Genomic DNA, 15710 nt, shown 5'->3' on the forward strand with positions numbered 1-15710 from the left:
TTTCCGCGCGTTTCGTTTTGTAGAACTAGTAAATCTGCTTGAAACCACGGGTTTTTAAGCCGACACCCCCTTCGCTCTCCCCATGTTACATGTGTTATTAAAGTGAATTTTGTTGTTAGAGGGACCGAAGCGCGGTATTGTGGCAGTTAGTCCGACTTATAACTCCCAAAGTCGCTCTAGGAGGAAAGCTATGAAGCCCCACAAATTTGCGGGACAAAAAACTGGTAGGAGTGCATTGGTCATCGCGGCCAGTTTCGCCCTAGCGGCTTCCGCTTCGATTTTTGCACCCGCAGCCTTCGCTTCGCCTGCGGATGACAAGGTAAAACTGGCTAAGGAAGCAGAAAATAATGCCGCCAACTCGGTAGCCGCCATTGAGGCACAACTAGCCCAGGTCAACGCACAGACGCAAGATGCTCGGGATCTGGCCGAGGAAGCGGAAGCCAGTTATAACGACGCCATCTCCAACCTAGTAATTGCCAAGCAGGCAGCAGAAAAAACTGCCCAGGATTCTCAAGAGGCGCAAGGCAAGGTTGAGCAGGCCCGGAAAGCCCTAGCTGGTCTGGCACGCACTGTCTACACTACGCAGGGATCACTTTCTTCCCTGACTCCCTACCTGGACGCCGACGGTCTGCAGACTGTGGAAATGAGGAAGGTATCCGTCGAACTATTCGGTTCGAAGGCGGATGCCCAGATGCGGACTTTTGACTCCATCTCCAAGGTTGCCAGCGTTTTGCAAGACCGTGCTGATCAGGCAAAACAAGATCGAGAGCAGGCAGCTAACGAACTTAAAACTCAAAAGGATGCAGCTGACCAACTTAAAGCTGCCTCTGAGAAGCAACTTTCCGATCTGGGGACTCAGCGCGAGGCGCTAATCAAACAGCTGGCTACCGCCCGCGGCGTAACCGAACAGGCAGAGAAAGAACGCCAAGCGCAAATTGAAGCCGAGCAGAAAGCGCGCGAGGAAGCCGCGGCCCAGGCAGCTCTAAAGGCTGCGGAAGAAAAGGCCCGAAAAGAGGCAGAGCAGCAGAAAGCGCGCGAGGAAGCCGCTAAGCGGCGGGCCGAGGCGCAAAGGCAAGCGAATACCAGTTCACCTGAGCCTAGGCACTCTTCTGCGAGCACCAAGAGCAGTAATCGCACTGAGCAGAGCGAGCCGAAGGCTAAAAAAGCCAAGACCAAGGCTTCCAATAAACAAACTAGTCAGAGGGCAACAGCTCGCACCGGGGCTTCCCGCTCGCAAATTATTTCTTATGCGAAGCAGTTCATCGGAGTGCCCTACGTATGGGGAGGGTCTTCTCCCAAGGGGTTTGACTGCTCGGGCCTGACTTCCTATGTGTATCGCCACTCCGCCGGGATTAATCTGCCGCGGCGGGCAATACAACAGCGAGGAGCTGGAAGAATTATTTCCCGCTCTCAGGCGCAACCCGGAGATATGGTGAACTACTCTAGTCACGTCGCCATCTACCTCGGCAATGGCTATATGATCCACGCTCCGAAGCCCGGAGATCGGGTCAAGATTGCCAAAGTATATGGGAACCCCGTGTACGTGCGCGTCCTCTAGACAAGCCCGGCACGACCCGGCAAATAACTGAAAATTGCAATGCCTGGCGGCGGCGCGGAAGGATTACCCCCGCGCCGCCGCCGCTTTTGCTGACGGAACACCAGAGCGGGCCCCGAAATTAACAATGCGATAACAATTCTGCAATAGGTACTTCCGATATCCAAGGCTTTTTGATACGGTATAAATGTTCATCGGAAACGTTTCCGATGAAGTGCGGGAACCCTACCCGCACTTGCTCATCGACGGTCCAAAGGGGGACGTTAATGTCGAGGAAAACTCGCATTCTGGCAACCTTTGTTGCCAGTGCCTTTGCATTGACCGGCTTGGCAGCCTGCTCTTCAGGCTCCCGCGCTGACGACGGCAAGGGCAAAGTTTATATGCTTAATTGGAAACCAGAGCAGGAGGACGCCTTTAACAAAATCGCTAAGATCTATGCCAAAGATACTGGTGCGAAAATTAAGGTGGTTACTGCCGCCTCTGGTACCTACGAACAGACCTTGATGTCAGAACTTATTAAATCTGACGCTCCGACCCTGTTTAACATAAATGGCCCGACAGCACTCAAAATCTGGGGAGATTACGCCGCTGATCTCACCGACACCAAGTTTGCCAAGGATTTAAAGGATCCTAATTTGGCACTCAAGGATGGCAATGGCAGGGTTCGCGGCGTGCCGGCGGCAGTAGAAGGCTACGGCATTATCTATAACCAGGAAATCATGGACAAGTACTTCGCCATGCCGGGCGCCAAAGCCACCAAGATAGAAGATATCAACAACTTTGCTAGCCTAAAAAAAGTTGCCGATGATATGCAGGCACGTAAAAAGGAGCTGGGAATTAAAGGTACATTCGCCTCCAGTTCCCTCCAGACCGGTGAAGATTGGCGTTGGCAGACCCACCTGTCAAACATCTCTATGTACTACGAGTACAAGGACTCTAATGTAACTGATAAAGAAAAAGCCCAGTTCAAGTACAACAAAGAGTTTAAGAACCTGTTTGATCTCTACCTGACTGACTCCACCGTTAGCAAGAAAGTTAATACGTCCAAGTCCGTGGCTGACTCTATGGCTGAGTTTGCGCAGGGGCAAGCGGCGATGGTGCAAAACGGTAACTGGGCTTGGAGCCAGATAAAGGATGTTGATGGCAACGTCGTTAAGGAAGATAAGATCAAGATGCTGCCGGTCTACACCGGACACAAGGGTGAAGAAAAGCAGGGGCTGTCAGTTGGAACCGAAGCCTTCATGGCCATCAATTCAGAAGTTCCCAAAGCTGATCAGAAAGCCACCATTGACTTTATCAACTGGCTATTCACCACGGAAAAGGGTAAGAAGTTTGTAGTAGAAGACCTGGGCTTTATCGCTCCTTTTAAGTCTTTCTCTGCCACCGAGATCCCGGACGACCCACTGGCCAAGGAAATTGCGGCTTCCATGACCAACGACAAGCTGACTACGGTGCCGTGGATCTTTACCACTTACCCGTCCTCACAGTTTAAGGACGACTTCGGTCAAGATCTGGCGCAATACGCCACCGGAAATATGAGTTGGAAAACCGTAGTAAAAAAATTCCAAGACGGCTGGATAGCCGAAAAGCAGTAACAAAGAAATCACCTCGGTTAGATAAAAGAGGGCGATCGCCCCGCTTCCAAAGGCACAAATAGACGAAAGGCAACCTGTTGTCAGTTAACCTAGCTTTAGTTGCGCGAGTGATTGCTCAATCTTTTATCCGCCGACCATAGGAAATGGATAGACAATGAAGTCGAATTTAAAACATTATTTTCCACTTTTTGTGCTGCCAACCTTGGCAGCCTTTCTGATCGCCTTCCTGATACCGTTCATCGTTGGTTTCTTCCTATCCTTCTGTAAATTCACGACCCTTAAGAAAGTATCTTTTGTCGGATTTCAGAATTATAGAGACATTTTTGCCACACGATTAGGTTTCACTTCCGCGTTCATCTTCACGGTATTAGTAGTAATAGTTTCGATTATTACCGTAAACCTTTTTGCATTCGCGATCGCCTGGGCTCTGACCCGCAAACTAAACGGCACTAACTTTTTCCGTACAGTTTTCTTCATGCCCAACCTTATTGGCGGCATCGTCTTGGGTTATACCTGGCAGATCATCATCAACTCGGTTTTGCTGAAATATGGCACTACCTTGGCTACCGACTGGAAATATGGTTATTTAGGGTTGATTATTCTGATTAACTGGCAGTTAGTCGGCTATATGATGATTATCTATATTGCCGGCCTGCAAAACGTTCCTCCAGAACTCACCGAGGCCGCAAAAATTGATGGAGCCAGCCCCTGGGAGGTATTGCGCAATGTCACCATACCGATGGTGATGCCTTCCATCACTATTTGCCTCTTCCTAACCTTGTCGAACACTTTCAAGATGTACGACCAAAACCTGGCGTTAACCAACGGCGCTCCCTCTCGCCAAACCGAAATGGTGGCCCTCAACATAGTTAATACCATGTTTCGCCAGCATAAAGAGGGTATTGGTCAAGCCAAGGCAGTTATTTTCGTAGTAGTGGTGGTGGCGATCGCCATGTTCCAGCTACGAGCAACTCGTTCAAAGGAGATTGAAGCATGAGCAACGCTACTACTGTCGCCACGCAGCCTGATGCCAAACAGAAGGTTGCTGAAGCTACTAAGAACCCGGGCGTCAATCCAGTTGGCAAGGTGATTCTCTATACCATCTTGGTCTTTTTGACCTGCATATTCATCGGGCCGATTCTGTTCGTATTCCTAAACTCTTTCAAGTCTAGGTTCGCGATTTCTAACGACCCTTTCTCTATGCCCCTAGGCGACGACTTTTATGGTATTAATAATTACCTCAACGGATTAGAAACCTCGCACCTCCTCAGCGCAATTCTATGGTCTTTTGTAATAACTATTGGATCGGTTTTCGTAATCGTGATGCTTTGTGCGATGACCGCCTACTACATCACCCGGGTAAAGACTTGGTGGACCAGCGTCTTGTATTACATTTTTGTATTCTCGATGGTGATTCCCTTCCAGATGGTTATGTTCCCTACGGTGCAGTTTTCCAGCATCCTAAGGCTGGATAACCCTCAAGGTTTGGTGATTCTCTACCTAGGCTTCGGGGCGGGGCTAAGCGTTTTTATGTTTTCCGGTTTCATAAAATCGATTCCGATTGACATTGAAGAGGCAGCCACTATCGACGGTTGTAACCCGGTGCAGACCTATTTCCGGGTAGTGCTGCCGATACTGAAACCCACCGCGATTACCGTTGCCATCCTCAACACCATGTGGATCTGGAACGACTTCCTGCTCCCCAACTTAGTTTTGGGACCAGGCAGCGAATACCGCACCATTCCAATCGTGGTGCAGTCGCTGCTGGGATCAAATGGCAACAAAGACATGGGCGCATTGATGGCCATGCTGGTACTGGCAATCATCCCGATTATTATCTTCTACATCTTCATGCAGAAGTACATTATCGAGGGTGTGGCCGCCGGCGCCGTTAAAGGCTAAAACTCCGCCTTCACGAATTGGGGTGGAAACAAAAACGTTTCCACCCCAATTCTGCCTATCGTTATCACCATTAAAACACTCTTTTGAATCAAGGATTTATTTCCATGTCTCATTCGTCGCCCGCCGTGACTATCCGGGATGTAGCTGCCGCCGCTCAGGTCGGCATCACCACGGTTTCGCGCGCGCTGAATGATAGTAGTGGCATTTCTCCAATAACCCGGGCACGGATTCTAAAAATTGCCGAGGAAATGCAATATCAGCCCAACCGTCACGCCCAAAGCTTGCGGGCTCAACACCTAAACAACATTGCAGTGGTGATGAAGGGGCCCTCGAACCCTTTCTTCCTGTCCCTTATCGATCCACTCGAGGAGGCCATTCGCGCACACAGTTACCAAATGTCACTGTTGCGGGTATCCCACGAAGCCGACGAAGTTAGCATCGGACGCAGCGCCTATCAAGACTCGGGAGCCACCGGGGTACTTTTCCTGGGAGGAGAAGCACGCGAATCCACTGCAATTTTTGACGACTTTCCCCTCCCCTTTGTGCTGAGCACAGTCCCTCCCGCACCCGCCTGGGATAGTTCTATTGCTGCCGTAAGCGTCGATGACACCCACGGAATTTCTCAAATCGTTTCGCACCTCACCGAGCTGGGACACCGCCAGATCGCGTTCCTCGGCCCCGACCAGGCAGAACGATCTGTGGGAGCAATCCGAAAAAAAGCGTTTATCTCCGCCCTAAAAGCACACGGAATTAGCTCTGACGAGCGTTTGATTGTGCGGGGTGGCGAAGGCGATGATCCCTACTCATTCAGTTACGGATACGAGCTGGCACGCAGACTGCTGGCACGCCAGATACCTTTTACCGCCGTGGTCGCTATCAGCGACGTGATTGCTTTAGGCGCCCAAAAGGCGCTGATAGATGCGGGACTAGAAATTCCACGCCAGGTTTCAGTAACCGGCTTTGATGGGATCCAGTTTGCCCGCTACACCAACCCCGCACTAACCACCATTGAACAGCCCATCCACGAAATAGCTGAAAACTCCTGTCGTCTGTTATTCGCCAAAATAAAAAAACAACCTCTAGAAAATCCACAGGTATTATTGCAAGGTAAACTGCTGGTTGCCGATTCCACCGGCCAGGCCCCTCGCATTTAGCCAACGCCAACCGTTAACGATAGTTTAGAAGTACCATGAATCGATTCTTCTCTCAGTACGGATCATTTGCAGCCGTGCTGACTCTAATCGCGGACGTGGCGATGCTCAGCGCCTTTATTACCATCGCTTCGATCCCGGTGATAACTATCGGTCCAGCTTTAAGCGCCGGTTTCTACGTGTTGCTGAAAATCGTACGCGAAGAAGGCGCTAAGCCCGGATTCACCTTTTGGCGTCAATTTCGCGCGGACTTCCGCTCTAGCCTACCGGGCGGAATACTATTGGTTTTCCTGCTACTAGTAGGCGCCTACCAGCTGGCGTTAATAAAATATTTACCGGCCTCCCCCACCTGGCATCTGGTGATGCGCGCCGGAGTACTAGTTGGTATGGCGGTAATAGCTGCTATGGCAATCTGGTTCTTTGCCTATGCCTCCCAGTTCTCAGCCTCGTTTACTCAAACCTTGCGCAACGCCGCACTGCTGGCCATTGGATGTTTGCCGCGCACCCTCAGCGCGCTACTGTTTGCAACCCTGCCGCTAGCTGCCCTCTACCTGCGTCCCAGTCTTGTCTGGAGTGGCATAATCTTGATGCCTCTTTTCGGTACCGGGTTTATTCTTTTCCTGCAGGCGCTAGTTTTAGACTCCCCCCTAACAGCCCTAAAAAATCCCGACCCCACCGACTAACTGCACCTAAGTGAGGATCCCCGAGGTTCCGATTGTTTCTGCTGCACACGGTATATGCGGTTATATGCGGGGAAAAGTTTTTCCTCCCTGTACCCGTATTACGCGCGAAAGAGAATTTTTTCCTCCTGCCCAAAAACTCGAAAAAAGACCAAGGCATTTTTCGAGTTTTGCGCCCGCCTAGCCGACTCGGATAAAACTTCTCTCTCGCGCTCGGGGGTACGTCCAGAAATCGCACTCCGCAGCCTCATTTCTTCGCTAGGCGTGGATAGGGCTTTATCGTGGCACGCTAGAAGGCAATGTTTTTTATTCTTAAAGTAATGAATCAGTGCGTGTCCCTCTCATATCTTTTCGTATCTTTTACCGGCCGCGACCCTTGTGCGTGGGGACCAAGGTTAGCGCGGGGGCTGGGTTTTATCCGAGCAGGTGCGGTGGGCATAAGAATTCGGAAAACGTCGCTACGTTTTCCGAATTCTTGGGCGGGAGGAAAAGCCCAGCCCCCGTGCGATACGTTACTGCGCCATCTCTACAGGGAAAGAGCTAGTTAGAATGCGCTGAAAAAGGCATTCAAGGGGAGGAGGGGAATTACTTGGGGGCCCAGGCTTCCTGCCTGAGCCCCCAAGTCCCTAATACAACTCGTTAGGGATCCGAGTAAGGGGAAAATACCTGGCATCCTCCCCTAGGCGCAGGATACCTCCCATAACATCCTCCGCCAGAGCGTCAACTTGCAAACGCTCACCGTCATTATAGCATTAACCAGCAGAAATACCTATGAGTTTTATTAAAATTCCACGCCTAATTGGTAGCTTTTGCTTTTTGCTGCGCCTGTCTTTGTGCCAACGCCTTGCGGGTAAGGACCCCACCCCCACCATTTCGCGGATCTCCAAACCAGGCTTTATAGAACTGATAGAAATTTAGGTTCCCTGGCTGGGCACACTCGTCGCTAAGTCCTGCTAACGCATCGGCAGACGCTAAATAGGGGGTGTAGTTGTAGAGGGCGGCGGTGGGCCAGTTTTGGGGAATAATTTCTTTACTCCCGCAGCGCGAATCTGGACCAAAACCTAAAGTGACCGGTTTGCCCGCTTGCACATCGTATTGACTGGGGTCTGCCTGATAGCGTCGCCACTGACGCGCCGCGTAGTACACCTGGGTGCCGAACCCGTAAAACTGGGAGTCACAATGGGTATGATCGGGACAGCCATACCCCATCGCTATTTCATAACGCCGCGGGGTGAGGCGGGAAGAAGAAACAGTAATCAAGCCCTGTTCCTTTTGCAGGGTCACCAAAATTGCCTTCGGATTAATCTTGCAACTGCGCGAAACCTGGGCGATAACCTCGCCGGCACTGAGATTGTCGCCGCCCTGAACTGGCTGCGGGCAAAAGCGATCAGCATTATGGGGGCGCAAGCTCGCGCGAAAATCTTTCAAGCAAGGTACCGCCACCTCCTGGTTCTCGCGGGCGGCGCTCGCACTAGAAACCCCGGTGCTTTCCGGCATTGCCTTAGCTTTGCCACTGCGGCATCCGTAACCCCAATCCGTGATAAATGCCTGAATTTGGGAGGCAGACAGCGAATCCCAACGAGTGAACTCCGCCTCGCTGATTAGATCGGCGGCATCGAAACCCTCTGCGCTGACTGGGGGCATAGTGGGTTCGGGAGTAAATACCGCAGATTTTTGTTGCTTAACAAACCCATAAATCAGGTTCGCCACCAGGGCGATTACTGCCAGCAATATCACCAATATCAACAGGGCCGCTAGTCGGCGTAAACGATATTTTCGGGCAGTGTTAATCACCTCCCCATTATCCCTATATTGGCGTTCCCAGAGCAAAGAGAGCTAAACGGTTCGCCCGCAAAGTTTCCGCTCGACGTCCTCTACCGTGCCAGATGCACGGGTTGGCGGCTTTCGCTAGACTATAAGGGCGTCGGATCGTTTAGCCCCGGGCTCCAAAAATTGCCGCTACGAGCGGCCTCAGCGCCGACTGGCGCTTCTCGGTCCGGCGTTTTTTACTTTTGTGAACTGCCCTTGCCCACCCCTCGGCAATTCGTTTCCCGGCAGCTAGTTTCCACCAGGTTTATTTCAATCGCAGCGCCCACTTCGTACCCAACTACGCGCACCTGGCATTCTCTTCCCTGACCCCGCGTTAACTAAAATCTAGACATCCACCTCTTTTTTTGGGCCGTTGGTCCGTCTTTATACCTACATTGCTAGATTTACCGACAACTTCGCCGGTTATTGGGTTCTAAAGAGCCCTATATTTCTTAGGAAAATTCAGTACCAAAGTCCCATCCGCCCCATCGATACATCCTCATATTTTCGCAGCTAGACTCCGATTTATTTTCCTAAAAAGTTAAGAGAATAAGAATTTTAGTTTACGAACAAAAGTTGGATACTCTAAGGGGGGATAGTTCTTCGCCAAGGAGGCACCGATGCTGTTCAAGAAGAAGCGGAAAACAGAAGATTTCTTCGACCTGTTCACCAAAGCGGCACAAAACCTGGATGCCGCCTCCGAACTGTTGTTGAAAATCACCCAAGTTGACTCTCTCGAGGAGCGCAAAGAGCTACGTGCGCAGCTACATGATCTAGAGCATGACTCGGACGTAATCACCCACCGCACCATGAGTATGCTTAATGCAACTTTTGTCACCCCCATGGATCGGGAGGATATCTCCCTACTAACCGGAGCGTTAGATGATTGCATGGACGGGATCGACGAGGCCGGGGATTTGATCGTCCTCTACGAAATTCAGGATATTCCGCGGCGGCTGGAAAAACATGCAAACATCTTGCGGGAGTGCGCCCAGGAAACCGCGAAGGCGATACCAAAACTGCGGGGAGGGCGCGACCTCAAAGACTTCACGGTGCATATCAACAGCCTGGAGAACAAGGGCGATAAACAGTACCGAAAAATGTTGGCCGAGGTATTCACGTCCGAATCTGACCCGATCTACGTAATCAAGATTAAGGACGTAATCGAGTCTTTAGAGACTGCCTGCGATTCTTTCGAAACCTTAGCTAACGCGGTTGAGGCTATCTACATCAAGGAGTCGTAAGCCGTGGACACCACCTTGGCCTTGGTGATCGCCGTAGTCGCCATTGCTTTGATCTTCGATTTCACCAATGGCTTTCATGATGCCGCCAACGCCATCGCCACCTGTGTTTCTACCCGCTCTATGCGCCCGAAGTCTGCTCTTTTAATGGCAGCTATCATGAATGTTATTGGCGCGATGTTGGGTACCGGGGTAGCCCAAACCATCGGAAACGGGATTATTGATATTTCCCATTTCACCGACTCAACTTCTATGGCTGATCGCCAGCATGGTCTGGTGATCATATTGGCTGCCCTGGTGGGGGCGATTATCTGGAACATCATCACCTGGTATTTTGGTTTGCCCTCTTCTTCCTCTCACGCCCTAATTGGCGGTATGGCGGGAGTTGGATTGGCTGCTATGATCACCGTGAAATGGATGGGAATCGTCAACCATGTGCTGATCCCCATGGTGGTTTCTCCCTTGCTGGGCTTTTTCACTGCCTATTTCGTGATGCGGTTCTTGCTGTCTGCGCTGCAAAGAGCCTCATATCACCGCACTATGAATAACTTCCGCTTTATGCAGCGTTTTTCGGCGGCGGCAATGGCGCTCGGTCACGGCCTCCAGGACGCTCAAAAAACCATGGGGATCATTACCATGGCACTGCTAGCTGCCGGGTATCACGCTACTGCTCCCGATGGTTCGATGGAGATTCCTTTCTGGGTCAAACTGGCTGCCGCCGGTGCGATTTCCGTAGGCACCTATTTTGGCGGCGGACGGATCATGCGCACCCTGGGGTCGAAAGTTATTGACGTTACTCCAGCTCACGGGTTTGTCGCAGAAGCGACTTCCGCCTCAATTCTCTATATCACCGCGTTCCTTTGGCACGCCCCAATTTCTACTACCCAGTCGGTTTCCGCCGCGATTATGGGAGTAGGTGCTACCAAGCGCCTTTCCGCAGTGCGCTGGGGAGTAGCCGGAAATATCGCGATAGCCTGGGTACTAACTTTGCCGGGTGCGGGTCTGATTGGAGCGATCAGTTATTTCCTGATTCATGCTATCTTCCCCTATTAACGGCTAATCTATAAGTGATGTCTATTTCCTCGTTCCCTCGTCTGAGGACGCACCTCGCGCTCTGCTGCGTCCTCGCCACCCTTGGTCTGGGGGCTTTAAGTGGATGCTCCTCGCAACCGATTGCAACCTCCGAATTGGAAGTTGGCGACTGTTTCAACATGCCCGAGGAAGTGCTCACCGGTACCCAACCCGCCGGGCAGGTAGAGCGGATAAGTTGCCAGCGCTCCCACAACTCCCAAGTAGTGGGAATAAAGAAGCTGACAGGCACCGCCTACCCGGGCGAAAAGCAGCTTTATGACTTAGCCTCTAAAGAATGTGCCCGAGAATTTGAACGCTTCGCGGGAGCCAGCTATCGCGATTCCAAGTGGGATATATATCCGCTGTCCCCTACCGAAACCAGTTGGAAAGATCAGAGAGAACGGAAGTTAACCTGCGTGGCACTCAGCCTGCCGGCACAAAAGGGTTCATTACAGGATTCGGGAAAGTAGTTTCTTAACACCCTTCCCGTCTTTGACAGTAGCAGTAAATATTTTTGTCATGGTCGGGGAGAGATCCAGGATTTACCTCCTAGTAAGGTTTTCCTTACAATGAGTAGTGTCATTACTTAGGTAAACGTAAGTTTTTCTATTAATGCAGCGAAACTTCGACAGGATTATGCCATGAGAATCGCTTTTGCCGGTAACCCCAATAGCGGTAAGACCACTATGTTTAATGCGCTTACCGGAAAAAAGCCAAGGTAGGCAACTGGGGTGGAGTCACCGTTGGACAAGCTGAGGCTAGGCTAAAAAATGATTTTAGCGGTGAGAGGGAAACCATTGCCGTGGACTTACCCGGGGCTTACTCCATGTCTCCTTTCACTCCCGAGGAAAGCATCACCAGTAAATACGTCCATGACGCTAACCCGGACGCCATCGTTAATATCGTTGATGCCACCAATCTGCGCCGCTCCCTCTTCTTTACTACCCAGCTATTAGAGTTGGGGGTTCCGGTGGTGGTTGCCCTCAATAAGAGCGATATCAACGAAAAGGAAGACACCCGGATTGATGTCCAAAAACTTCAGGGCGAATTGGGATGTCCGGTGGTACCTACGGTTTCCACTGCGAAAGAGAACAACGGTTTAGGCCAGGTCTTAAAGGAAATTTTTACCCAGGAAGGACAAGGGCAAAAAGCTCCTTACCTGCAGAAGGATATCGATCTTACCGACAAACAGGCAGTTGATAAGGAAGACCGGCGTCGCTACGAGTTTGTGGACTCGATAGTAGACTCGGTAGAAAAACGGGCAGTGAAGGTTGCTGCCCACACTCGCCAAGACACCTTAGACGCAGTGCTAACCAATAAATTCGCGGGCATAGCAATTTTCGCGGCGATTATGTGGGCAGTGTTTGCGATTTCTCAAACCTACCTCGGTCCGTTGATCGCGGACTGGTTAGTGGGCTGGATTGAGACCTTCCAGGACTGGACCAGCGAACAAATGGAGGACGGCTCCGCCCTCTTGCGCACTATTATCGCCGATGGGCTTATCGGAGGGGTAGGGGCAGTTATCGGCTTCCTCCCCCTGGTAATGGTGATGTACTTCCTGTTGGCTCTATTGGAAGAATCCGGGTATATGGCGCGGGTTAGCGCCGTGCTTGACCCCATTTTCAAGCGCGTGGGTCTGTCGGGTAAGTCTGTAATCCCCATCGTGATCAGCACCGGTTGCGCCATCCCCGGCATTATGAGTTGCCGGACTATCAGGGATGAACGCGAACGCCGCGCCACCGCCATGCTGGCTTCTTTCATTCCCTGCGGGGCAAAAATTCCGGTGATTGCCCTCTTCTGTGGAGCCTTTTTTGCGGGCTCTGCCTGGGTGAGTTGGGTTAGCTACTTCCTGGGGCTGTGCCTGATTTTCTTAGGGGCATTGCTGGTAAAAATGGTAACCGGACACAAGTTTCGGAAAACTTTTTTCATCATGGAGCTACCCCGCTACCGGATGCCTTCCCTGTGGCACGCCACCTTGTCGATGCTAGAGTGCGCCAAGGCCTACATTATTAAAGCCGCCACTATTATTCTGGTTTGCAGCCTGGTAGTGCAGCTAATGCAGACTTTCAATTGGAGTTTCCAAGAAGTAGCAGAGGGCGCGAAAAACACCTCTATCTTGGCCTCGATCGCTACCCCCTTCTCGATATTGCTAATCCCGCTGGGCTTTGGCACCTGGCACCTGGCAGCTGGCAGCCGCTGCCGTGACCGGATTTATCGCCAAAGAAAACGTGGTCGGCACCTTAGCCGTGGTTTACGGTCTTACCCGCTTTATTGATACCGACGAGTTAGCAATGACTGGTGGTGCCAACACTGTTGCCGCCACCATGGGGCTAACTTCAGTCAGCGCCCTCGCCTACCTGTTCTTTAACCTCTACACCCCGCCGTGTTTTGCCGCTATCGGAGCCATGAACTCCGAAATGCGCGATCGCCACTGGCTGTGGAGTGCCATCGGGCTGCAGTTCTGCACCGGCTATACCGTTGCTTTCTTGGTTAACCAAGTAGGAACCCTGATTATTGAGGGTCACCTGGCAGCCGGTTTCGTTCCGGGACTGATTGCAGTAGTCGTAATGGCGGGAGCGATTGCGCTGATTTCTCACCGAATTCACGCCAACTTTGCCGCCAAGTACAACCTGCACCAGCAGGTGCAGAAGGCCGCTTAAGAAAGAGGACGAAAGTTGAGTACCGTTATTGCCAGTCTGGCTCTGGTAGCGATTGTCGGTGGAGCCATCACCTATATCATCAAGGAGAAACGCAAAGGCACTAAGTGCATCGGCTGCCCGGTCGCCTCCTCCTGCACTATAAATACCCAGGTTGCCTCCAGTTCGGGGAACCGCCATAACCTACAAATAGTGGGGATTACTAACCAGGCAGGTGAGCCGAAATGTCACTGTCACTAGCTTGCGAGACAAAGCCAACTTACGACACAAAGGAAAGAATGAATCTTCTGGAAGCCGTCGAGGGTCAAACCTATATCGTGCAAGATATAGACACTGACGACCCGGAGATGGACAGTTTCCTGTTTCGTCTGGGGTGCTACAGCGGTCAGGAAATTACGATTATTTCCCGTAAACGCAAGATGTGCATCGTAGTGATCAAAGATAGCCGGTACAGCATCGATAATCAGATTGCCGCCGCCATTATGATCTAGGGCGCCGGCGGAGTGCCTTTTAGCGATTATTCTTCCCCTGCGTCCAGGGGCTGGCTCGGCAAAAGCACTCCGGGGACCCCATGACCTGCTTCGCAGGTCAAGCCCCTGTCGTATCTTTTACCGGCCGCGCCCCTTATATAAGCAAATATTTGGATTTACCCGAAAAGCTAAAAGGGGATCCCGCCGGTGGATTTTTCCACCGGCGGGATCCCCTTTAGATTTTCAGCTATTTGCACTGCCCCCGTAGGCGGGTGCGGCAATCCTTAGCGAGGATCGTCAGTCGCTAGATCTTTAGTCAGGGAGCTGTCCAAAGGAATGGACGGACCCATGGAAGTAGAGATAGCGATCTTCTTGATGTACAGACCCTTGAGAGCTGCCGGGCGCAAACGCAGAATTTCATCCAGGACTGCCTGGTAATTCTCCGCTAGCTTCTCGGCATCGAAAGAGCTCTTACCGAGCACTACGTGCAGATTAGCGTGCTTATCAACCCGGAAGTCAATGCGTCCGCCTTTGATCTCTTTAACCGCCTTGGCTACGTCCATAGTGACGGTACCGGTACGCGGGTTAGGCATGAGGCCACGCGGCCCCAGGACCCGACCGAGGCGTCCTACTTTACCCATCATGTCGGGAGTAGCTACTGCTACGTCAAAGTCCAAGTATCCGCCCTGAACTTTTTCGATCAGCTCGTCGCCGCCGGCCTCGTCCGCTCCCGCGTCTAAGGCTTCCTTGTCTTTGGGGCTATTGGCAAAAACCAGGACCCTAACGGTCTTGCCAGTGCCATTGGGCAAAGAAACGGTGCCGCGAATCATCTGGTCCGATTTACGCGGATCTACCGTGAGGCGGAAAACCGCATCCACGGTGGAATCAAATTTGGTCGAGGCAATCTCTTTCGCCAAGCGGAAAGCCTCTAACGGTTGATAGAGCCGATCCTTATGAACTTTCTCCGCAGCCTGTTTAAAGGCTTTCGAGTGCTTTTTCATCTGCTTTCTCCTTGCAGGTTGTGGTGAGGGCGCACGTTCCCCTCCACGGTTAATAGTCTTATTTATCTAGGTAGCGTCGGGTTAACCCTCGACTACTACTCCCATCGAACGAGCCGTTCCCGCGATAATCTTTGCTGCCGCATCGATATCGTTCGCGTTCAAGTCATCCTTCTTTTGTTCGGCAATCTCTTTCACCTGATCCAGGGTCAGCTTCGCAACCTTGTTGGTGTTAGGAGTTCCCGAGCCTTTGGGAATTCCAGCAGCTTTCTTAATCAGCTGAGCTGCCGGCGGGGACTTGAGAACAAAGTCAAAGGAGTGATCTTCGTAAACGGAGATCTCTACCGGAATCACGTTCCCGCGCTGGTCCTGCGTAGCCGCATTGTAGGCCTTGCAGAACTCCATGATATTTACCTGGTGCTGCGAAAGCGCCGGCCCCACCGGGGGCGCCGGATTAGCAGCACCGGCCTCGATCTGTAACTTGATCAGGCCGATTACCTTTTTCTTCTTTGCAGGCATATAGGGTCCTTCTCAAAAATAACTTCTTGATTTTCTTATCCCGGCGGTTGCCGGAAACTTAT

The 15710-nt window shown here is 51.7% G+C and carries 17 protein-coding genes; 14 read left to right on the forward strand and 3 right to left on the reverse strand.

Translation table 11 applies throughout. The features are described 5' to 3' along the window. The first annotated feature begins 190 nt into the window (after positions 1-190). From AC1EKS_RS03680 to AC1EKS_RS03705, 6 genes are all read left to right on the forward strand, one after another. Positions 191-1558: a C40 family peptidase gene (locus AC1EKS_RS03680; RefSeq protein ID WP_481009747.1), complete on the forward strand. Its 1368-nt coding sequence runs from the start codon at positions 191-193 to the stop codon at positions 1556-1558. Positions 1559-1821: 263 nt separating this feature from the next. Next, positions 1822-3150, forward strand: a complete 1329-nt coding sequence (locus AC1EKS_RS03685; protein WP_481009746.1) for an ABC transporter substrate-binding protein — start codon at positions 1822-1824, stop codon at positions 3148-3150. Positions 3151-3304: 154 nt separating this feature from the next. Further along, the gene (locus AC1EKS_RS03690) at positions 3305-4147 is read left to right on the forward strand and encodes a carbohydrate ABC transporter permease (RefSeq protein WP_481009745.1); all 843 of its coding nucleotides are present in this window, start codon (positions 3305-3307) and stop codon (positions 4145-4147) included. Then, positions 4144-5052, forward strand: a complete 909-nt coding sequence (locus AC1EKS_RS03695; RefSeq protein WP_481009744.1) for a carbohydrate ABC transporter permease — start codon at positions 4144-4146, stop codon at positions 5050-5052. The genes AC1EKS_RS03690 and AC1EKS_RS03695 overlap by 4 nt, the downstream gene beginning before the upstream one ends. A gap of 104 nt (positions 5053-5156) precedes the next feature. After that, entirely contained in the window at positions 5157-6206 is a 1050-nt protein-coding gene (locus tag AC1EKS_RS03700) for a LacI family DNA-binding transcriptional regulator (protein ID WP_481010229.1), read from the forward strand. Positions 6207-6241: 35 nt separating this feature from the next. Beyond that, a complete protein-coding gene (locus AC1EKS_RS03705) occupies positions 6242-6886 on the forward strand; it encodes a MusI family membrane protein (protein ID WP_481009742.1) in 645 nt (214 codons plus the stop codon). A 792-nt stretch (positions 6887-7678) separates the two neighbouring features. Here AC1EKS_RS03705 and AC1EKS_RS03710 read toward each other — a convergent pair. Then, entirely contained in the window at positions 7679-8677 is a 999-nt protein-coding gene (locus AC1EKS_RS03710; RefSeq protein ID WP_481009741.1) for a hypothetical protein, read from the reverse strand. A gap of 635 nt (positions 8678-9312) precedes the next feature. Here AC1EKS_RS03710 and AC1EKS_RS03715 point away from each other — a divergent pair. The 8 genes from AC1EKS_RS03715 (at position 9313) to AC1EKS_RS03750 (ending at position 14152) form a co-directional block, all read left to right on the forward strand. Further along, complete coding sequence (locus AC1EKS_RS03715; RefSeq protein WP_481009740.1) at positions 9313-9936, forward strand: DUF47 domain-containing protein; 624 nt, start codon at positions 9313-9315, stop codon at positions 9934-9936. 3 nt (positions 9937-9939) lie between these two features. After that, positions 9940-10986: an inorganic phosphate transporter gene (locus AC1EKS_RS03720; RefSeq protein ID WP_481009739.1), complete on the forward strand. Its 1047-nt coding sequence runs from the start codon at positions 9940-9942 to the stop codon at positions 10984-10986. Positions 10987-11003: 17 nt separating this feature from the next. Beyond that, entirely contained in the window at positions 11004-11474 is a 471-nt protein-coding gene (locus AC1EKS_RS03725; protein WP_481009738.1) for a septum formation family protein, read from the forward strand. 171 nt (positions 11475-11645) lie between these two features. Then, positions 11646-11726: a FeoB small GTPase domain-containing protein gene (locus AC1EKS_RS03730; RefSeq protein WP_481010272.1), complete on the forward strand. Its 81-nt coding sequence runs from the start codon at positions 11646-11648 to the stop codon at positions 11724-11726. An 80-nt stretch (positions 11727-11806) separates the two neighbouring features. Then, complete coding sequence (gene feoB / locus AC1EKS_RS03735; protein WP_481010231.1) at positions 11807-13279, forward strand: ferrous iron transporter B; 1473 nt, start codon at positions 11807-11809, stop codon at positions 13277-13279. Beyond that, on the forward strand, positions 13233-13664 hold the full coding sequence (locus tag AC1EKS_RS03740; RefSeq protein WP_481010232.1) for a hypothetical protein: 432 nt from the start codon (positions 13233-13235) through the stop codon (positions 13662-13664). Before feoB ends, AC1EKS_RS03740 begins: the two co-directional genes overlap by 47 nt. Before the next feature lie 15 nt (positions 13665-13679). Then, the gene (locus tag AC1EKS_RS03745; RefSeq protein ID WP_481009736.1) at positions 13680-13901 is read left to right on the forward strand and encodes a hypothetical protein; all 222 of its coding nucleotides are present in this window, start codon (positions 13680-13682) and stop codon (positions 13899-13901) included. 38 nt (positions 13902-13939) lie between these two features. Next, positions 13940-14152 (forward strand): FeoA family protein, encoded by a 213-nt coding sequence (locus AC1EKS_RS03750; protein WP_481009735.1) that lies wholly within the window; start codon positions 13940-13942, stop codon positions 14150-14152. A gap of 263 nt (positions 14153-14415) precedes the next feature. On the opposite strand, the gene rplA is transcribed toward AC1EKS_RS03750, so the two are convergent. Both rplA and rplK read right to left on the reverse strand, forming a co-directional pair. Further along, positions 14416-15132 (reverse strand): 50S ribosomal protein L1, encoded by a 717-nt coding sequence (rplA, locus tag AC1EKS_RS03755; protein WP_481009734.1) that lies wholly within the window; start codon positions 15130-15132, stop codon positions 14416-14418. Between the two features lie 81 nt (positions 15133-15213). Beyond that, on the reverse strand, positions 15214-15648 hold the full coding sequence (gene rplK, locus AC1EKS_RS03760) for a 50S ribosomal protein L11 (protein ID WP_481009733.1): 435 nt from the start codon (positions 15646-15648) through the stop codon (positions 15214-15216). Positions 15649-15710: the final 62 nt, after the last annotated feature.

It is taken from the genome of Varibaculum sp. C0165D1 (genome assembly GCF_056590355.1).